Genomic DNA, 19,335 nt, shown 5'->3' with positions numbered 1-19,335 from the left:
GATTACTCCTCCACGTTGATCAGCAGTTTGGTGCCACGGACGGCAATGGTTGCATCCGGGGTTTGCAGTTGCACGGCATCTGGCGAGAGTTTGACGATTTGTCCTGATATATAGGAGAACGTGCCTTTCAGCATGCGCATCACCAGTGAAAACTTGCCTTCTTTCGGGTCGAAGTCGTAGTCGTTCAGGGTCAGGATGCTGGAGGCCCCGAGTGAGACCGATGTATCGTCCGTGAGCACAATGCCGACAGCACCTGGCTTACCGGTTCTTATCCGGTCGCCGCGATAAAGCGCCGTCCCCTTGATGCCGGGCAGGGTGGTATTACCGCGCTCTATGGTGGCAGTGCCCTGGATATTCTGGATATGACCTATGATGTCGGAAGGGGCCGCCTGCGCAGCACAAGATATCAGTACGGCCATTAGAAATGCATGATGGGATGTTTTCATTTGTAAACGTCTCCCGCAAGAAAGGTGAATTCACCTGTTGTCAATGTAGCACCAATTTACCCGTTTGGCATCCCGGATGTTCGAAAATTCATGCAAGCGACCTAAGTTGGTTTTCGAGCTGGCTTGCATGGCACAAGCCGGGTAATGGACGTAAGCGCTGTGATCGGGCAATGGCGCTGGCACAGGGCAACGGCCTCCACCCCGATCCCGCTTTAAACAACCATCAGTAAAATTAATTGTATACAAATAAAAATCAGAAAATTTATTTGTACCATTTATAATTGTGAATTATATATTTTGCGTTCCCGGATTCTTGCCTTGCATCAAGGGCAGCGTGGCAATCATCCATTAGTCTGGCGATTATCTTGATACAAAACCGGACAGGTATCACCATGAATGACCAATCTGCTGTGTTGCTGCCGTACTACCAGCCGCAGGGTAATGAATGCGAGCTCTTCGAGCATGCATGGAAGAACCAGATGCCCCTGTTGCTGAAAGGTCCAACCGGCAGTGGCAAAACCCGCTTTGTGCAGCATATGGCGGCACGCCTGCAACTACCGCTTACCACGGTTGCTTGCCACGATGACCTGTCTGCGGCCGATCTGGTCGGACGGCACCTGATTGTGGATGGGAATACCGTATGGCAAGACGGGCCGCTGACCCGGGCCGTGCGCCAAGGGGGTATGTGTTATCTGGATGAAGTGGTAGAGGCGCGCAAGGACACCACGGTTGTGCTGCATCCGCTGACCGATGACCGCCGCATTTTGCCGATCGACCGCACCGGGGAAATCCTGCAGGCGAAAGAACGGTTCATGCTGGTGGTGTCTTACAACCCCGGTTACCAGAACCTGCTGAAAAGTCTGAAACCCAGCACCCGGCAGCGGTTTATTGCCATTACCCTGGGTTTCCCATCTGCAGCGCTGGAAGCCAAGATTCTGGAAACCGAAACCGGCATTGATGCGCCGCGCGCTATGCAGCTGGCGCAGCTTGGCCAGGCGCTGCGTCGCCTGGCTGCTCATGATCTGGAAGAGGCTGCCAGTACCCGTTTGCTGGTATATGCCGCCCGCTTGTGGCTCACCGGCTGCCCGGTGAGTACGGTGGTAGAAGCCGCATTGATCGAACCGCTCACGGATGATCCGACCACCATGAATGCCCTGCGCGAAGTGGCGCGGGCGCATTTGGGACATTGAGACATCATGCAAGAGACCACGCCTGCCATCTCTCCCAAGACTCAGCGTACCGTGCTGATGGGGTTGGCGTGCTATTTGCTCAATTTGCTGATCTTGCCCGGGCTGCCGGTACTGATGATTGGCTGGTTGTATTTTCTTCGCCCGGCAGAGCCGGTGGCCAAAGCGTATCTGAAACAGTTCTGGTACTGGAGCATCACCGGTGGGGTGCTGTTATTGATGACCTGTGTGCTGGTCTGGTGGCAAATCCGGGCTGGCAATGCAACCGCATGGGTCTGGCTGGTGGTGTATCTGCTCTGCGTACATACCACGCTGGTGCTCATGGGCATGCTCAGTCTGGCCAGAATTCTGGCAGGTAGGGTCTGCTTGCCGGTATGGCCCGTGTCTGAACGTCATTAAGAAAGAGCATCAGGTGACTTTGTCTCTACAAAACAAGCGCAGACTCATGCAAGCAGGCTTTTTTGCCCTGTTTGTACTTGCGCCGCCGCTCAATTTCTTCCGGCTGGATCTCACGCTCGGGCACTTTATCCTGTTTGGTTGGGACTGGACTCTGGGGCTGGACGGTTTTGTGGCGGGCAAAGACAGTGCCGCAGTAGCGGCCTGGCATCTGTTTGCACGCGGTCTGCTGCCGATCCTCCTGATGGTGGGCGGTGTGCTGTGGGTTTCTTTCAAATGGGGGCGGCTTTACTGCGGCTGGCTGTGTCCGCATTTCTCAGTAGTAGAAACCATCAATCGCTTGATGCTGAAAACGTTTGGCAAACAAAGCATCTGGGACAAACAGCCTCAAATCTGGCGTACCGGCAACGGCAAGATCGGTGTACCGGACCCGCGCTGGTGGCTGGTCCTGCTACCGGCCGTCGCAGGGTTTGCCTTTTTGTGGGCACTGGTTGCGCTGACTTATCTGCTGCCACCGATGACGATTTACCACAATTTGCTGACCGGCCAGCTGACCCGGGCACAGGGAATTTTCCTGGGGGTGGGGACCAGCTTGCTGACGATTGAGTTCATGTTTGCCCGGCATCTGTTTTGCCGTTATGCCTGTGCAGCCGGCCTGTTCCAGAGTCTGGCGTGGATGGCCAACCGCAAAGCCATGGTAGTGAGTTTCAAGCGCGAATCTGCAGCCGGTTGCAGCGGTTGCCAGTCAGGTTGCGAAGATGTGTGCCCGATGCGGCTGAAACCCCGGCAGGTCAAGCGGATGATGTTTGCCTGCGTGCAATGCGGCCAGTGTCTGGACCGGTGCGAAACGCAACAAGCGCCCACAGGCAAGGTGATATTGCTGCAATGGGAAAAGGGTAACCGCGCCAGTCAGGAAGCCGCATTCGATGCCCGGGCAGCCCAAGGCAAGCCGGTGCTGGACCATGTGCATCAACCGGAAAGGTTAAAGGACTGATATGGAAGAGTGGATTGGTGGCTGGTGGGATAAAGCCATACGCCATGTGGCATACAATGGCTTCCCGGCAGAGCGGGTGGTGCTGGAAGAGGTCTTGCCGGTTGCGCCCATGTACTTCCGTGCGCTGGGGGGCGCGCCTGCCATGTCCGTCAAGGCAAGCAGCCAGCGAGCGCATGGTGCAGCACGCCACTGGCTGGCCAAACTGGCCGGGACAGGCGAGCATACGCACCCGTGCCTGATCGACGACACAACCGTGCAACTCCCGCCCCATATCGATTATTTCCCGCACAGGCCACTCAATCAGGATTTGTATTTCTGGTTATTGGCACTGGCAACCGTTGAGGTACCCGCTGGCCAGCACTGGTTGACGCATAACCGGCTGGCCACAGTCGCCACGTTGGCCCGTTTTCCCGGCTTGCGACAACGCTATCAGGCATTGGTGCAGGCGCATCTGTCACAAAGACCCGCGCCAGACACATTGCAAGGCACCGCCGCTGCGCAAGAATTTGTCATCCGGCAGGCCTTGTTGCAACCAGATCTGGCGTTAGTCTGGCCAGAGGGAAAAGCCCGGCATAACCCGGCACCTGTACCACTCTGGTGCTTTCCGACTGAAGCCAGCCAGCCAGCCGCAGCAAGGCAGCATCAGGATGTACAGCATGATCCCACACCAAAGGACGACGAAGAACAGGACAAACAGCGCCGACATGCGCAGCAGGTAAACCCGGATAACCGCAAAGACGGCATGCTGCTACAGTTCCGGGCCGAAAGCCTGTTTACCTGGGATGAATACATCAAGGTCAACCGTCACGAAGACGATGATGAAAATGACGATGCCCGCAAAGCGGCAGACGACATGCAAACCCTGTCGATTACCGAGGGCGGGCATACCCTGAAAACCCGGCTGAAATTTGATCTGGACCTGCCGTCCCCTGATGTAGACGACACGCCGGTAGGACCAGGGTTGCGTGTGCCGGAATGGGACTACAAGCTGCAACAGCTTAAACAGGATCATTGCCGCATTCAGCCCATGCTGCCTAAAGATGCCGTGGCGCAACCTCTACCTGAACATCTGAAAGCCTGCGCGCGTCAGTTACGCCGCCAGTTTGAAGTATTGCAGCCGGTAATGCAGCGGATGTACGCGCAGCCGCAAGGGGATGAAATTGATCTGGATGCCTACAGCCGATACCAGTCCGATCTGAAAAGCGGCATCACCCCGCAAGCCCAGGGTCTATATACCGACCGCCAGGGGGTGCAGCGCGATCTGGCCTGTCTGTTGTTGGCGGACCTTTCTCTATCGACAGACACCTGGGTGAACAACGACCAGCGGGTGATTGACGTGATTCGCGATAGTCTGTTGCTATTTGCAGAAGCGCTCAGCGTGACGCGAGACCGGTTTGCCCTGTACGGCTTTTCCAGCATCAAGCGCGATAACGTCCGCTTGTCCTTGCTAAAAGACTTTGCCGACCGCTGGGATGCGCAAGCATTGGGCCGTGTTGTTGCCATCAAACCAGGGTTCTATACCCGCATGGGGGCTGCTATTCGGCAGAGCACCCGCATCCTGACCGGGCAAAAGGCAGAAAAACAGGTGCTGTTGCTGTTAACGGATGGCAAGCCCAATGATCTGGATCATTATGAAGGCCGGTTTGGTATCGAAGACACCCGTCAGGCCGTGCTGGAAGCCCGTGCCGCTGGCTGTATTCCGTTTTGTGTAACCATTGATCCGGATGGTCATGATTACCTGCCGTATCTGTTCGGGCAGGATGGATTCATCAAGATTGAGCATGCGGCCAGCCTGCCAATGTTACTACCCAAGCTGTACCTGAAACTCAGAAACCGGCATTAAGAGACCTGGACAGCGGGGGAGGGTATCCCCTGCTGCTGTCGGGTTTCTTTGATGCCCCTGATGAGCTTAACCATCATTGTCATGCCATGACATCTCCTTTGCTGTAGTTGTCAGCAGGGCACCATCCTGGTCTATCCTGCACTGGCCTGACATATCACTGGTCCAAGTCTTGTGTTGCCATCAGCATTTTAGCGATATGTTAAACATTGTTAATTTTGGTTGTGTGTGATCTAATTGCCGGCGCACACCATGATGCCGGCCCGCGCTGGCATCCGAGACATGTGTCGTGTGAATGAGTCATGGTAAAAGCAGCAGATATTCGAAGAATGCGGATTCTGTATAATCATGTATTAGTTCGTTCTGTACTTGAATTATATAAATACTGACTGGATAAAAATCTCCGATAAATTCCTTTTTTATGGCTATAACTAGAAAGATGCCATTTACATGAGGACGCTACTATTTTTACCCATGCAACGGTATTTTGCCCAAGCGTGTTTCTATTGGCTGCCGTAAGCACGCTTTTATATCTGCAAGGCGAATATGTTTACACATTGCTGACAGATATATGGCCCGGATGCATGATCGATAAAACGCTAACTCTTTTTAGGTAGTCCACCATGAAGCCTCGTGCCTCGATCAATACCTTGATTGTATTCGCCATCATTCTGGCTGCAGAATGTTTGCTCTATGCATTCAATTTTTTATCGATATATCAGGCAGGTGTGCAGGTACTGGTTTTTGCTCTGATTTATGTGGTCATTACTTTCCTGAACCGCCAACAAATTGCCCCGACACAGAAAATAAAGCCAGAAGTTGCAGCAAGAGACCAACTGCTGACGACGTTGCGCCAGGTAGATGAAGAATTCATCCATCAATTCGAACTGTCCCGGGCAGAAATGCAACGTGTGCTGACAATCTTGCAGCAGGCATTCGAGGGCTTGCTCACTAGTTTTAACGGGATTACCGATCAGGCCAAATACCAGCAGGTGCTGGCTCACCGGCTGACGCATGGGGCGACCATATCCGACTCTGGGGGCACTATCACCTTTGAAGGTTTTGCAGAAGATACTTCCAAGACGCTGTCCATGTTTGTCGATAGCACGCTGAATAACAGTGCAATCGGCATGGCACTGGTAGAGAAAATGGACTCTGTCGTGCATCAGGTTGGCAGCGTACTGGAGTTTGTCGGTGATATCGAATCAATCGCCAAGCAAACCAATCTGCTGGCCCTGAATGCCGCCATCGAGGCTGCACGGGCGGGCGAAGCGGGCCGCGGCTTTGCCGTGGTAGCCGACGAGGTGCGTAACCTGTCGCTCAGAACCAACGAATTCAGCCAGCAGATCCGTAACAATATTGATCAAGTACAAAAGTCTGTCATGGATGCGGAAACCCATATTGAAAAGCTGGCAACCCAGGATATGAGTTTTGCCATTCACTCCAAGACGCGGGTAGAGCAGACCATGGTTGCACTGCGGGTGCTGAATGATGATATGGCGCACACGCTTCAGGAGCTGGCGGGTATTGCCGAAGTGGTTGAGGGTAATACCAATCAGGCGGTATCTGCCTTGCAGTTTCAGGATCTTATGTCCCAATGCATTGGCCACACCACCAAGCGGATGGAGCGCATGCATGCATTGTGCAGTGAAGTGTCCAGTCTGCACGGCGTTCTGGAGCGTGATCCGATGCTACTGGAAAATGCGGAATTCCGTCTGCAAAAGCTACCGGGCGTGATTGATGATATCCATTCCCGTCTTGCGGCACTGCATGCAGATGTTGAATTCAACCCGGTCACACAACATAGCATGGACACGGGTGATATAGAGCTGTTTTAATCCGGCACTTTACCTGGAGGAAGTCAGTACATGGCAAAAACCATTCTCACCGTTGACGATTCGGCATCCATCCGCCAAATGGTGGCATTTACCCTTAAATCTGCGGGGTACACCGTGCTGGAAGCGGTGGACGGAAACGCAGGGTTGAATACAGCCAAAAGTAACAGCATTGATCTGGTACTGACTGACCAGAACATGCCGGGCATGGATGGTCTGACCCTGATCAAGCATTTAAGAGCGTTACCACAATATCGCAGCACCCCTATCCTGATGCTGACCACCGAAGCCGGAGAAACGATGAAACAGCAGGGGCGTGCAGCAGGGGCTACCGGCTGGCTGGTCAAGCCGTTTGATCCTGCCAAGTTACTGGAAGTCGTCAAAAAGGTGGCGGGTTGATCCGTTTATTGACATGCATGCGCTTCTTTTGAGAGGGGCATTTTAGGTTTCTGGCAGCGGGTTGCATAGCAAACGGAGTAGGCGATGAGTATTGATATGTCCCAGTTCCACCAGGTCTTCTTTGAGGAGGCGGCGGAACATCTGGCGGAAATGGAAGCGTTGCTGCTGAAGATCGACATCCAGCAGCCGGACGCCGAATCGCTGAACGCGATTTTCCGTGCCGCGCACTCGATCAAGGGTGGGGCGGGTACCTTCGGCTTTACCGACCTGACCGAAGTCACGCACATTCTGGAAAACCTGCTCGACCGCATTCGCAAGCAAGAGCTCGGCCTGACCAGCGAGATGGTGGACGTATTCCTGCAGGCGGGCGATATCCTCAAAGACCTGCTCGATGCCCACCAGAGCGGCCGGCTGGCCGATGAAGAACCGGCGCGGCTGATTTGTGACCGGCTGCATGCCCTGGCTGGCAGCCATGCCGCGGTCGCCGTTGCGCCTGCCCGCACTGATCCCCGTCACAACGACCCGGCGGTGACGGAACACCGTTTCCAGATGGCCATCAGCCTGACGCCTGAGCTGATCGACACCTTTGACCTGAAAGCCATGGAAACCCGCCTGCAAGGGTTTGGCGAACTGACCATCATTGCCGACATCCCGCGCGACGATGGCGGCTTTCAGCGGATTTATACCTTTCATACCGTCTCGACGCTGGAAGACCTGCAGGACATGTTCGGCTTCCTGCTACCGGAATCGGCGTACCAGATTACCGAAGAACACGTGCCGGACCTGACCGATGCCGACGATGGCAGCTTTGGCTTCTTTACCGACCCGGTCGCCGATGCCACGGTGCTGGAAGAAGACGACGGCTTCGGGCTGTTTGCCCCGCTGAGTGCCGAAGAAATTGCCGCGGTCAGCGACATTCTGGAAGAAGGGGACGGTTTCGGCTTGTTCAACCCTTTGCCGGCACCGCCGCTGGTTGTGGAAGAAGACGACGGTTTTGGCCTGTTTGCACCGCTCAACGAGGGCGAACAGGTGCTGCTGGACAGCGAAGTGCACGCCGTGGCGCAACACCCGGCCGTGGCTGCCGTGGTGGCGGCCCCTGCCGACAAGCCGGCGGCCAAACCCGCCAGTGCCCCCAAGGCTGCCGCGTCCGCGCCGGCCACCGCCGAAGCCAGTTCTATTCGCGTCGGCGTGGAAAAGGTCGACCAGATCATCAACCTGGTCGGCGAGCTGGTGATTACCCAGGCCATGCTGGCGCAGATCGCCAGCCAGTTTGACCCGGTGATCCACGAACAGCTGCACAACGGCATTGCGCTCTTGGAACGCAATACCCGCGAACTGCAAGAATCCGCGATGTCGATCCGCATGATGCCGATCTCGTTCGTGTTCAGCCGCTTCCCGCGGGTGGTCCGCGACGTCGCCGCCAAACTCGGCAAGCAGGTGGATCTGGTGCTGATCGGCGAGAACACCGAAATGGACAAGGGGCTGATCGAGAAACTGGCCGACCCGCTCACCCATCTGGTCCGCAACAGCCTCGACCACGGCATCGAAACCGCCGAGGCCCGGCTGGCCAAGGGCAAGCCCGCCAAAGGCACCCTGACCCTGAAAGCCTTCCATCAGGGTGGCAACATCATGATTCAGGTGGCCGACGACGGTGGCGGTCTTAACCGTGAACGGATTCTGGCCAAGGCCAGAAGCAACGGCATGGCGGTGAGCGACAGCATGACCGACCAGGAAGTCTGGAGCCTGATCTTCGAAGCCGGCTTCTCCACCGCCGAACAAGTAACCGACGTTTCCGGCCGCGGTGTGGGCATGGACGTGGTCCGCCGTAATATCCAGGGCATGGGCGGCCGGATCGATATCGAATCGGTGCAGGACAAGGGCACCACCATGTCCATCCGCCTGCCGCTGACGCTGGCGATTCTGGACGGCATGTCGATCTCGGTGGGGCAGGAAGTGTACGTGATTCCGCTGACCTTCATTGTCGAGTCGCTACAACCGAGCCTGAGCGACATCAACACCCTGGCCGGCCGTGGCAAGGTGATCCATGTGCGAGGCGAATACCTGCCGCTGGTGTCTTTACATGACGTCTTCAACATTAGCGACCACGCCAGCGACTATGACCAGGGGCTGGTGATCATTCTGGAAGCCGATGGCGGCAAGATGGCGCTGTTTGTGGATGACTTGCTGGGCCAGCACCAGGTGGTGATCAAGAGTCTGGAGACCAACTACCGCAAGGTCGCGGGGGTGTCTGGCGCCACCATCATGGGCGATGGCCGGGTGGCACTGATTATTGATGTAGAAGCCTTGTTCCGGTTGAGCCAGCACTAAGCCGGTGGCAGAACCGATACCAGGCAGGAAGTCCGCAAGGTTTGCGGATGGCAGATAACAAACCGGTAGTTTGCTGGCGGGCCGAGAAGCCTGTCCAGCTTGTATGAAGGAAAGCGGAAGATGGAAGCCTCGACCCCACAAGACATGATTGCATCCAGTAACGAATATCTGGTGTTTACGCTGGGTAAGGAAGAATACGGGATTGATATCCTCAAAGTGCAGGAAATCCGCGGGTATGACACCGTGACCAGCATCGCCAATTCTCCCGAGTTCATCAAGGGGGTGATCAACCTGCGCGGCACGATCGTGCCGATTGTGGACCTGCGCATCAAGTTCCAGATGGGCAGTGTTACCTACAACCAGTTTACCGTGGTGATCATTCTGAATGTCGCCAGCCGCGTGGTCGGGATTGTAGTGGACGGGGTGTCTGACGTCATCACGCTAGGGGCGGAGCAGGTACGGCCGGCGCCCGAGTTTGGCGCGACACTGAATACCGAATACATCCAGGGGCTGGGGACGGTCGAAGAGCGCATGATCATTCTGACCGATATCGAAAAACTGATGACCAGCAGCGAGATGATGCTGGTTGAAGCAGCTACGGTTTGATCCATGACGTATCCAGCAGCTATCTGGCTGGCTGAATGACAAGAAAAACGGGTAAGGGAGAGTAGTCATGACGTTATCAAATTACAAGATAGGCACAAGACTCGCCACCGGCTTTGTCGTCCTGCTGTTGTTACTGGGTATCTTGGGGGTTTTCTCCCTTCTCAAGATGCAAACCATCAACGGCGCGACCACGGACATGAGCAAGAACTGGCTGCCCAGTGTGACGGCCGTGGACAATATGTCGGTGGAACTGAACTACCTGCGCTCGCGACAATATCGGGCCGTGCTGGATAAAGGCTCACCGGCAGCCCTCAAAGCATGGGATGAAAGCAGGGCTGCACTGGCCACAGCGATGGCCCAGTATGAACCCTTGGTGTCTGAGGACGCCGAACGGCAGGCGTACACAGTGTTCAAGTCAAACTATGCCGCCTATATGCAGGATGACCAGAAAATCCGTGCCTCGCTGACGAGCGGCCAGTTTGATGCAGCGGCAGCAGATCTGGCAGGAGATACCCGGACCCATTTTGAAACCCTGAGCGCAACGGCCAGAAAACTTCGCGACCTGAACATCAAAGGGGCAAATGACTCGGCCTCTCAAGCAGAAGCAAGCTATGCCGATGCACGGATGCTGGTGGTGGGGCTGTTGGTGGTGGGGCTGGTACTGGGGCTGCTGGCAGCCGTGCTCATCACCCGCTCGATAACCCGTCCCCTGAGCAAAGCGGTTGACGTGGTGCGTACCATTGTCAACGGCAAGCTGGATGTCGCAGTCGAGGTCACGGGACAGGATGAAGTGGCTAGCCTGATGGATGCGCTACAGCACATGGTTGCTTCGCTGAAGAAAGCGGCAGAAGCCGCCATCGAAAATGCCCGGATCAAGCAGGCGCTGGATTCGGTGACAACCAACGTCATGATTGCCGACGCCGACCGGAATATCGTTTACCTGAACCCGTCCCAGCTGTACATGCTCCGTCAGGTAGAGTCCGAGTTGCGCAGAGAGTTGCCGCAGTTCAACGTGAACGACATCATTGGCAAGAATATCGATATTTTCCACAAGGCACCGCAACACCAGCAGATGCTGCTGTCACGGCTCACGTCTACCCACGTGGGTAACATTTCGGTGGGCAAACTGCAGTTCCGCTTGACCATGAACCCGATTCTGGATGCAGACGGCAAGCGCCTGGGCACCGTCGTGGAATGGCTGAACCGGACCAACGAGGTAGAGTCCGAAGCCGATATTTCCAGCGTGATGTCTGCCGCAACCCAAGGTGATTTCAGCAAGCGGATGCAGACAGTCGGCAAGAGCGGGTTCTTCCTGACCTTGGCAGAAACCACCAATTCCCTGTTGCAGAACATTGAAGATGCGCTCAGTGAAGTCGTGAAAATCTTTGATGCGCTGTCCAAAGGGGATCTGACCTGCCGTATGCAGGGCAATTTTGCTGGCATGCTTGGCAAAGTACAACAAGACAGCGATCAGACGGTCACCCGGATTGCCGACATCGTGACCCAGATTCGCGAAGCCACTGACACCATCAATACGGCGTCTAGAGAAATTGCAGTGGGTAACCAGAACCTGAGCCAGCGTACGGAAGAACAGGCCGCCAGCCTGGAAGAAACCGCGTCCAGCATGGAAGAGCTGACCGGCACGGTAAAACAGAACGCGAGTTTTTTGGACAAGGGCACCACCATGTCCATCCGCCTGCCGCTGACGCTGGCGATTCTGGACGGCATGTCGATCTCGGTGGGGCAGGAAGTGTACGTGATTCCGCTGACCTTCATCGTCGAATCGCTGCAGCCGAGCCTGAGCGACATCAACACCCTGGCCGGCCGTGGCAAGGTGATCCATGTGCGAGGCGAATACCTGCCGCTGGTGTCGCTGCATGACGTCTTCAACATTACCGAGCACGCCAGCGACTACGACCAGGGGCTGGTGATCATTCTGGAAGCCGACGGCGGCAAAATGGCGCTGTTTGTGGATGACTTGCTGGGCCAGCACCAGGTGGTGATCAAGAGTCTGGAGACCAACTACCGCAAGGTAGCCGGGGTGTCTGGCGCCACCATCATGGGCGATGGCCGGGTGGCATTGATTATTGATGTAGAATCGATTTTTAACCTGAGTCAATGTGCTAAATCTGATATTTGATAGGGCAGGGTTTTGTGTTGCCTACATTTAAAGCAATTTAAAGGAGTTGGATCATGGCATTATTTAATAACATGTTTGGTGGAAAAACAGCAGAGATTCAGGCAAGACTGAGCAATGCAGAAGCCGTGATCCGGGCATTGAACAAGGTGCAGGCCATTATCGAGTTTAAGCTGGATGGCACCATCATCGAAGCAAATGACAATTTTCTGACCCTGATGGGATATACGCAGGCAGAAATTCAAGGCAAGCACCATGGCATTTTTGTGGATGCCAATTACCGGAACTCCAACGAATATCGCCAGTTTTGGGACCGTTTAAGGCAGGGTGAATTTACGGCAACCCAGTTTAAGCGCATTACCAAAACGGGCAAAGAAGTCTGGATTCAGGCCAGTTATAACCCGGTATTTGATGAACAGGGTAAACCGGTCAAGGTCATCAAGTTTGCCACGGACATTACCGCAGCCAAAATGACCGAAGTGGACAACGCCGGACAGCTGGAAGCCATTCGCAAGTCAGAAGCGGTGATTTCGTTTAATCTGGATGGCACCATCATCGAGGCGAATGACAATTTTCTGAATGCTCTGGGTTACGAGTCCCATGAGGTCAAGGGCCGGCATCACAGCATGTTTGTTGAAGAAAGCATGAAAAACTCGGCCGAATACCGCCAGTTCTGGGAAAAACTCGGACGTGGTGAATATCAGGCCGCACGCTATAAGCGCATTGGCAAGCACGGCAAGGAAGTCTGGATTCAGGCCAGCTATAACCCGATCATGGATTTGAATGGCCGACCATTCAAGGTGGTGAAATACGCTACGGATGTGACCGAGCAGGTACTGGCTGCGCAGGTGCTGGAAAATGCAGTCGAGAAGTCATTGCGCGTGGTGTCGGCTGCCAAGAATAACGATTTGTCTTTGCGGGTAGACATGCAGGGCATTTCTGGCCCGGTGGCAACTTTGTGTACGGGCATCAATGATTTGCTGGACAGCATGAGCCAGGTAATTCTGGAGGTGCAGGAAGCGGCGGTTTCGGTGGATAGCGCTGCCAGTGAAATCTCTATCGGTAACCAGAACCTGAGCCAGCGGACTGAAGAGCAGGCCGCTAGTCTGGAAGAAACCGCCTCCAGCATGGAAGAACTGACCGGTACCGTGAAACAGAATGCAGAAAATGCCCGTCAGGCCAATACGCTGGCCAAAGGTGCATCTGACATTGCGGTCCGCGGCGGGGTAGTGGTAAGCCAGGTTGTGCATACCAGGATGACATTACCACGGCCTCCAAGAAGGTGGTGGACATTATCAGCGTGATTGACGGCATTGCCTTCCAGACCAACATTCTGGCTTTGAATGCGGCGGTAGAAGCCGCCCGGGCCGGCGAGCAGGGGCGCGGGTTTGCGGTGGTGGCATCAGAAGTGCGGACGCTGGCCCAGCGTTCTGCTGCTGCGGCCAAAGAAATCAAAGACCTGATCGGGAACTCGGTCGAGAAAACGGCAACCGGGGCCAAACTGGTGGATGAAGCCGGTAAAACCATTGAAGAGGTGGTGACCGCGGTTAAACGCGTGACGGACATCATGTCCGAAATTTCGGCTGCTAGCCATGAGCAAAGCACGGGTATCGAACAGGTGAACCAGACCATCACCCAGCTTGATGATGCAACCCAGCAAAACGCAGCCCTGGTAGAACAGGCGGCTGCAGCGGCAGAAAGCTTGCAAGAACAGTCCCAATCGCTGTCAGAAATGGTCAAATCGTTCCTGCTGCAAGACAGCCAGACGGGCGGCCGGAACATTCGGCAAGTCAAAGCGCCAGTGGCAAGGTCCGTATCGTCAGCCTTGTCGCGTCCCGTACGGCAGACAAGCCCGGTGACTTCATTTGCCAGTCAGGGAGATGATGACTGGCAAGAGTTTTGAGCCGCTGCGTTTCGTAACGATGGCGCTGGTGAAGCATGGTTGCTCGGCGGATGTATTCCCCAACGGGCGACCATGACATACGTTGCAGTGATGAAGGAAAAATGATGGATACAACTTCACAGGCAGAACCCGTCAACGCCAGTAATGAATATCTGGTGTTTACCCTGGGCAAGGAAGAGTACGGGCTGGATATTCTGAAGGTGCAGGAAATCAGAGGGTATGCGGCCGTGACCAGCATTGCCAATTCGCCAGACTTTATCAAAGGGGTGATCAATCTGCGTGGCCTGATTGTGCCGATCGTGGATTTGCGTATCAAGTTTAAACTGGGGCGTGCTACCTACGACCAGTTTACCGTGGTGATCATTCTGAACGTGGCGAATCGCGTGATCGGCATTGTGGTAGACGGGGTATCGGATGTCATGACCATGACCCCGGAACAGATCCGGCCGGCACCAGAGTTTGGCGCCGTGATGAATACCGAATATATTCAAGGCCTTGCTACCGTGGATGAGCATATGATCATCCTGACGGATATCGAAAAGCTGATGAGTAGCGGAGAAATGATGCTGGTTGAGTCAGTCGCAAATAATTCCGGGGCTGTAGTGAGTTAACGGTGCTTGGGCTGTGTGATGCGCATTTTTGCGCATAAAAGAGGCTGCGAATCGTTCTGATTGCAGCCTCTTTTTTTATATGCATTTTGCTGTGCCCAACGCACATGAGCCAATGTGTGCAGCTGATATCTGCTGATCACTGATCAGAACCCCTCTCTACCTGCAAACATTATGCAATGTCCTGCCAGGTATCTGCATAACCCGTTTGCTGGAAACAACACCTGGTAAAAATACGTAGCGATTTAAGCAAAATCCACGGTGTTTTTAAGCTTACTTTAGCTTTCTCAATATTGCGATGTTATTTTGTTCGGAAATAGAACTATATGGTGGTGTTTCATGAAAATACACGCCACCATGAAATGATAATGGCATCCGCGTTCTTGTTTGAATTAACCCGCAGCTAATAACCTCTTTTTTGAATTGGCTATGACCTCAGAAAAAACTTTCTCGCTGCCTGGCATCTTGGCATACATGCTACCCCCTGTGGTGGCAGTCCTGGCCACTATGGCAATGCTGTTACCGTTGACTACCCGGTTTGCCGCCATTGCCGCCGTCGCCCTAATGGCAGCTGGTGTGAGCGGCTGGCTATTGCACCGGCAGTTAACGCGCTGGAAAACCTGGCAAGCAGATCAAAGCGTGCAGAGTCAGCATGAACTGCATGTTACCGAGGTTAAAGCGTTTCTCGCGGGTCTTGGCCGGGTTGAAGACCAGGTGACCAGCATCTGGAGCAAACAGATCGAATCCGGACGGCACATCAGTGAGGCGGCCATTATTGATCTGACCAACCATTTCGCCGGGGTTGTACAAAAGCTGAGCGAAGTGAATTCGTCTGCGCTGATTAACCGGAATGACGGTAATGACCTGTCCGAGCTCTTTGCGCGCAGTGAAGACAAGCTGAAGTCTGTGTTGGCCCTGCTGCGTGAATCCTTTAACCAGGGTGATGCCATGCTGGCAGAGGTTAAATCGCTGGTGCAATACATCGACCAGTTGAAAGACATGGCGGCTTCTGTGGCCAGCATTGCTGACCAGACCAACTTGCTGGCCCTGAATGCGGCCATTGAAGCGGCACGTGCGGGAGAGGCGGGGCGCGGATTTGCGGTGGTTGCAGATGAAGTTCGCAAGCTGTCCAACCTGTCAGGCGATACCGGGCGGCGCATTACTGAAACCACCGAGGTGATCAGCAAAGCCATTAGCGCCACGTTTGCCTCCGCCGAGCAATCGGCCGCCAGTGCCGGTGCATCCATCCAGGCTGCCGAAGTGTCCATTCATGATGTGCTGGGAGACTTCCAAGGCGTGACCAGCGGGCTGCTGGAAGCCACCTCCATGCTGCGGAACAATAGTCAGCAAATTCAGGTGCAAATATCAGAATTGCTGGTCGGGTTGCAGTTTCAGGACCGTGTCAGCCAGATTTTGTGCCACGTGCGCGACAACATTCACAGTTTTCCTGCGTATCTCAAACAAAGCGAGCAGGCCTATGAACAAAGCGGCCAGCTGCAAGCCATTGATTGGTCCGGGCTGATTCATGAGCTTGAGCAGTCTTATGCCACGGTGGAAGAGCACCAGAACCATGGCAAGTCAGTGACTACTGCGGTCGCGGACGACACTGACGAAATTACTTTCTTTTAGGAGCAACCCGTATGGCGAACAAAGTGATCATGGTCGTTGATGATTCTGCATCTCTGAGACAAGTGGTTTCCATTGCCTTGAAAGGCGCCGGTTACGATGTACTGGAGGGCTGCGACGGTAAAGACGCACTATCAAAGCTGACCGGTCAGAAGATCAATCTGGTGATCAGTGACGTGAATATGCCCAATATGGATGGCATCAGCTTTGTGCAAGAACTGAAAAAGAAACCGGAATACAAATTCACCCCTGTCATCATGCTGACGACCGAGTCTGGTGATGACATGAAGTCCAAAGGGCAGGCAGCCGGCGTGAAAGCCTGGGTGGTGAAACCCTTCAAACCCGACCAAATGATTAGTGCAGTCTCCAAACTGATTCAGCCTTGATCACGCAAGCACAGGAGTTTCTCATGACGCACGGCATCCCAGAGGCAGGTCCGCTGCAATTATCGGGCGAGGTCAACATTTTTACCGCAGCGGCGATTCGTGAGCAGTTGCTTGCCCGGCTGGAAACATCTCCGCGGCTGGAGATTGACCTGGCAGAGGTAAGCGAGATTGATACTGCCGGACTGCAACTGTTACTGGCCGCCAAACTGACCTGCCAGTCCAAAGGTGGTGATTTGACGCTGGTTCACCATTCGGCGCCCGTGCTGGATGTGATGGACCTGTGCAATCTCACTCATGTGTTTGGTGACCCGGTTGTGATTTCCTCCAATTAAGCTGTTGCAAGGATACCCGATATGAGTATGGAAGAAGCCCTGCAGACATTCTTTGCCGAAAGCCATGAGCTATTGCAGGAAATGGAAGACCGCCTGTTGGCCATTCCGGCCCTGGCAGAAGAAGACCGTAGCGAAACCATCAATGCCATTTTCCGCGCGGCACATACCATCAAAGGCTCTGCGGGGCTCTTTGGGCTGGATGGCATTGTCGAATTCACCCATGTGCTGGAAAGCGTGCTGGACAAGGTCCGTGCCGGACAATTGATGATGGATGCCGACATGGTCAGTCTGTTTCTTGACTGCAAGGACCATGTCGCACGGTTGGTAGAGCTGCAGGAGAGCGGTGCAACCCTGAGCACTGATGATCAAGGCAAGGGGAACGAGCTGGTGGCCCGTCTTTCTGTTTATTTGACGGATACCCCACAGGCCGCGGTGGCTCCTGCGGGTGAAGCATCTCATCCTGCACCGGCCCACCCGACAGACTCTCTGGCGCTGGAAAGTCTGGGCGGCAATGTGCTGGATAACGACAACTGGCATATTTCCATCGAGTTTGGCACGGATGTACTGCGTAACGGTATGGATCCGTTATCCATCTTCCGCTATCTCGGCACCATGGGGCACATCGTCCGGGTGGTGTCATTCTTTGACCGTTTGCCTGCCTTGTCCGAGCTGGATCCTGAATCCTGCTACATGTCCTATGTGCTGAATTTCCATAGCGAAGCAGACAAAGCCACGATCGAATCCGCATTCGAATTTGTGCAGGAAGACTGCAAGATCAATATTCTGCCCCCACACAGCCGGGTGGCTGATTTTGTGGAGGCTATCAAAAACCTGAAGCAGGATGACTTGCGCATTGGCGAGATGCTGGTCAAGTCAGGCACGCTGACCCAACGGGAGCTGGATGCGGTACTGGCATACCAGACCGCCCAAGAGCAGGGCGACTCCGCCAGTCAGGACCCACACAAGCGCCCATTGGGTGAAATGGTAGTGCAAGCCGGTATCGTTCAGCCCGAGGTGGTAGAAGCCGCCTTGCACAAGCAAATCCAGCAGAAAAAAGCCAAATCGCGCCAGCAGCAGTCCATCCGCGTAGATGCCGAAAAGCTGGATACGTTAATCAACCTGATCGGTGAACTGGTGATTGCCGGTGCCGGTGTCAATATTGTGGCGCATCGCAGTGGGCAGACCGACATGCTGGAGGCGGCATCCACCTTGTCACGGCTGGTAGAAGAAGTACGCGATAGCGCGCTCAACCTGCGCATGGTGCAGATTGGCGAAACCTTTAACCGCTTCCAGCGCGTGGTGCACGATGTCGCCAAAGATCTGGGCAAGGAAATCGAGCTGGAAATCACCGGTGGCGACACTGAGCTGGACAAGACAGTGGTCGAGAAGATTGGCGACCCGCTGACCCATCTGGTACGTAATTCGATTGATCATGGCATTGAACCGGCAGATATCCGTGCCGCACGCGGCAAACCGGCTCAGGGCAAAGTCCGTCTGAATGCCTACCATGATTCCGGCAGCATCATCATCGAAGTCCAGGACGATGGCGGGGGCCTTAATCGCGACAAGATTCTGGCCAAGGCCATCGAAAAAGGCCTGGTAGAACCCGGTATTGATCTGCCGGATAGCGAAGTCTATCAGTTGATCTTCGAAGCCGGTTTCTCGACGGCGGACAAGGTCAGCAATATCTCTGGCCGCGGGGTAGGGATGGATGTGGTCCGCCGCAACATCGAAGCCTTGCGCGGCAATATCGAAATCGATAGCCAATACATGGCCGGTACCACCATCCGTATCCGCCTGCCGCTCACACTGGCCATTATTGATGGCTTCCAGGTCAAAGTCGGCAATGCGCATTACGTGATTCCGCTGGATATGGTGATTGAGTGCGTTGATCTGCCGGAAGAGAACATCAACGATGGCCACGACAGCAATTATTTCAGCCTGCGTGGTGAGGTTCTGCCGTACATGCGTTTGCGGGAAAGCTTTGAAGTCACCGGCGAAACGGGCAAACGCGAGAGTGTTGTGATTGTGAAATACGGCAATACCCGTGCCGGGCTGGTGGTGGATGCCTTGCTGGGTGAGTTCCAGACAGTCATCAAACCGCTGGGCAAACTGTTTGAGCGTCTCCGGGGGATTGGCGGTTCAACGATTCTGGGGACTGGAGAGGTGGCGCTGATTCTGGATATTCCGGGTCTGGTGCAGCAGATGATTCGCAAGAGTCATCATGAAACATCAAGAGCAAGCGTGAAAGAGTGACTGTAATTCATTGATTATAAATATGTTTAAAAATAAATGCAGTGTCATGGTCTCAC

Annotated in this window: 17 protein-coding genes; 16 read left to right on the top strand and 1 reads right to left on the bottom strand. The window is 54.6% G+C overall.

Annotated features, from left to right (window positions below):
• Positions 1–2: 2 nt before the first annotated feature.
• Positions 3–446 (bottom strand): FecR family protein, encoded by a 444-nt coding sequence (locus F552_RS0111185; protein ID WP_156802291.1) that lies wholly within the window; start codon positions 444–446, stop codon positions 3–5.
• 392 nt (positions 447–838) lie between these two features.
• On the opposite strand from F552_RS0111185, the gene F552_RS0111175 reads away from it, so the two are divergent.
• The 16 genes from F552_RS0111175 (at position 839) to F552_RS0111100 (ending at position 19,279) form a co-directional block, all read left to right on the top strand.
• Positions 839–1,636 (top strand): CbbQ/NirQ/NorQ/GpvN family protein, encoded by a 798-nt coding sequence (locus tag F552_RS0111175; RefSeq protein ID WP_018151830.1) that lies wholly within the window; start codon positions 839–841, stop codon positions 1,634–1,636.
• A gap of 6 nt (positions 1,637–1,642) precedes the next feature.
• Complete coding sequence (locus F552_RS0111170; RefSeq protein WP_018151829.1) at positions 1,643–2,032, top strand: hypothetical protein; 390 nt, start codon at positions 1,643–1,645, stop codon at positions 2,030–2,032.
• 46 nt (positions 2,033–2,078) lie between these two features.
• Positions 2,079–3,023 (top strand): 4Fe-4S binding protein, encoded by a 945-nt coding sequence (locus tag F552_RS0111165; protein ID WP_018151828.1) that lies wholly within the window; start codon positions 2,079–2,081, stop codon positions 3,021–3,023.
• Between the two features lies 1 nt (position 3,024).
• On the top strand, positions 3,025–4,866 hold the full coding sequence (locus F552_RS0111160) for a nitric oxide reductase activation protein NorD (RefSeq protein WP_018151827.1): 1,842 nt from the start codon (positions 3,025–3,027) through the stop codon (positions 4,864–4,866).
• Between the two features lie 620 nt (positions 4,867–5,486).
• Positions 5,487–6,701 carry a methyl-accepting chemotaxis protein gene (locus tag F552_RS20965; RefSeq protein ID WP_018151826.1) on the top strand — a complete coding sequence of 405 codons (1,215 nt, stop codon included), beginning with the start codon at positions 5,487–5,489 and terminating at the stop codon, positions 6,699–6,701.
• 30 nt (positions 6,702–6,731) lie between these two features.
• Positions 6,732–7,097 carry a response regulator gene (locus F552_RS0111145; RefSeq protein WP_018151825.1) on the top strand — a complete coding sequence of 122 codons (366 nt, stop codon included), beginning with the start codon at positions 6,732–6,734 and terminating at the stop codon, positions 7,095–7,097.
• A gap of 84 nt (positions 7,098–7,181) precedes the next feature.
• A complete protein-coding gene (gene cheA / locus F552_RS0111140; protein WP_018151824.1) occupies positions 7,182–9,425 on the top strand; it encodes a chemotaxis protein CheA in 2,244 nt (747 codons plus the stop codon).
• 120 nt (positions 9,426–9,545) lie between these two features.
• Positions 9,546–10,031 carry a chemotaxis protein CheW gene (locus F552_RS0111135; protein ID WP_018151823.1) on the top strand — a complete coding sequence of 162 codons (486 nt, stop codon included), beginning with the start codon at positions 9,546–9,548 and terminating at the stop codon, positions 10,029–10,031.
• 67 nt (positions 10,032–10,098) lie between these two features.
• The gene (locus F552_RS20960) at positions 10,099–12,171 is read left to right on the top strand and encodes a chemotaxis protein CheW (protein WP_018151822.1); all 2,073 of its coding nucleotides are present in this window, start codon (positions 10,099–10,101) and stop codon (positions 12,169–12,171) included.
• Positions 12,172–12,224: 53 nt separating this feature from the next.
• Positions 12,225–13,472: a methyl-accepting chemotaxis protein gene (locus F552_RS21040; protein WP_051078300.1), complete on the top strand. Its 1,248-nt coding sequence runs from the start codon at positions 12,225–12,227 to the stop codon at positions 13,470–13,472.
• Entirely contained in the window at positions 13,454–14,071 is a 618-nt protein-coding gene (locus tag F552_RS20950) for a methyl-accepting chemotaxis protein (RefSeq protein ID WP_308417739.1), read from the top strand. Before F552_RS21040 ends, F552_RS20950 begins: the two co-directional genes overlap by 19 nt.
• A gap of 101 nt (positions 14,072–14,172) precedes the next feature.
• Positions 14,173–14,682, top strand: a complete 510-nt coding sequence (locus tag F552_RS0111120) for a chemotaxis protein CheW (protein WP_083917492.1) — start codon at positions 14,173–14,175, stop codon at positions 14,680–14,682.
• Between the two features lie 426 nt (positions 14,683–15,108).
• Complete coding sequence (locus F552_RS20945; protein WP_018151819.1) at positions 15,109–16,308, top strand: methyl-accepting chemotaxis protein; 1,200 nt, start codon at positions 15,109–15,111, stop codon at positions 16,306–16,308.
• Positions 16,309–16,319: 11 nt separating this feature from the next.
• Positions 16,320–16,691, top strand: a complete 372-nt coding sequence (locus F552_RS0111110; RefSeq protein WP_018151818.1) for a response regulator — start codon at positions 16,320–16,322, stop codon at positions 16,689–16,691.
• Positions 16,692–16,714: 23 nt separating this feature from the next.
• Positions 16,715–17,023 carry an STAS domain-containing protein gene (locus F552_RS0111105; protein ID WP_018151817.1) on the top strand — a complete coding sequence of 103 codons (309 nt, stop codon included), beginning with the start codon at positions 16,715–16,717 and terminating at the stop codon, positions 17,021–17,023.
• A gap of 21 nt (positions 17,024–17,044) precedes the next feature.
• Positions 17,045–19,279: a chemotaxis protein CheA gene (locus tag F552_RS0111100; RefSeq protein WP_018151816.1), complete on the top strand. Its 2,235-nt coding sequence runs from the start codon at positions 17,045–17,047 to the stop codon at positions 19,277–19,279.
• Positions 19,280–19,335: the final 56 nt, after the last annotated feature.

The sequence above is a fragment of the Leeia oryzae DSM 17879 genome, from assembly GCF_000376945.1.
Classification (GTDB): domain Bacteria; phylum Pseudomonadota; class Gammaproteobacteria; order Burkholderiales; family Leeiaceae; genus Leeia; species Leeia oryzae.
The sequence above is the reverse complement of the archived record's forward strand: the minus strand, read 5'-3'. Positions and strand labels throughout refer to the sequence as shown.

Excerpts from the sequence above, each read along its gene's own strand:
- F552_RS0111185 (WP_156802291.1), bottom strand. The coding sequence starts at position 446 with ATGAAAACATCCCATCATGCATTTCTAATGGCCGTACTGATATCTTGT.
- F552_RS0111175 (WP_018151830.1), top strand. The coding sequence starts at position 839 with ATGAATGACCAATCTGCTGTGTTGCTGCCGTACTACCAGCCGCAGGGT.
- F552_RS0111170 (WP_018151829.1), top strand. The coding sequence starts at position 1,643 with ATGCAAGAGACCACGCCTGCCATCTCTCCCAAGACTCAGCGTACCGTG.
- F552_RS0111165 (WP_018151828.1), top strand. The coding sequence starts at position 2,079 with ATGCAAGCAGGCTTTTTTGCCCTGTTTGTACTTGCGCCGCCGCTCAAT.
- F552_RS0111160 (WP_018151827.1), top strand. The coding sequence starts at position 3,025 with ATGGAAGAGTGGATTGGTGGCTGGTGGGATAAAGCCATACGCCATGTG.
- F552_RS20965 (WP_018151826.1), top strand. The coding sequence starts at position 5,487 with ATGAAGCCTCGTGCCTCGATCAATACCTTGATTGTATTCGCCATCATT.
- F552_RS0111145 (WP_018151825.1), top strand. The coding sequence starts at position 6,732 with ATGGCAAAAACCATTCTCACCGTTGACGATTCGGCATCCATCCGCCAA.
- cheA (WP_018151824.1), top strand. The coding sequence starts at position 7,182 with ATGAGTATTGATATGTCCCAGTTCCACCAGGTCTTCTTTGAGGAGGCG.
- F552_RS0111135 (WP_018151823.1), top strand. The coding sequence starts at position 9,546 with ATGGAAGCCTCGACCCCACAAGACATGATTGCATCCAGTAACGAATAT.
- F552_RS20960 (WP_018151822.1), top strand. The coding sequence starts at position 10,099 with ATGACGTTATCAAATTACAAGATAGGCACAAGACTCGCCACCGGCTTT.
- F552_RS21040 (WP_051078300.1), top strand. The coding sequence starts at position 12,225 with ATGGCATTATTTAATAACATGTTTGGTGGAAAAACAGCAGAGATTCAG.
- F552_RS0111120 (WP_083917492.1), top strand. The coding sequence starts at position 14,173 with ATGATGGATACAACTTCACAGGCAGAACCCGTCAACGCCAGTAATGAA.
- F552_RS20945 (WP_018151819.1), top strand. The coding sequence starts at position 15,109 with ATGACCTCAGAAAAAACTTTCTCGCTGCCTGGCATCTTGGCATACATG.
- F552_RS0111110 (WP_018151818.1), top strand. The coding sequence starts at position 16,320 with ATGGCGAACAAAGTGATCATGGTCGTTGATGATTCTGCATCTCTGAGA.
- F552_RS0111105 (WP_018151817.1), top strand. The coding sequence starts at position 16,715 with ATGACGCACGGCATCCCAGAGGCAGGTCCGCTGCAATTATCGGGCGAG.
- F552_RS0111100 (WP_018151816.1), top strand. The coding sequence starts at position 17,045 with ATGAGTATGGAAGAAGCCCTGCAGACATTCTTTGCCGAAAGCCATGAG.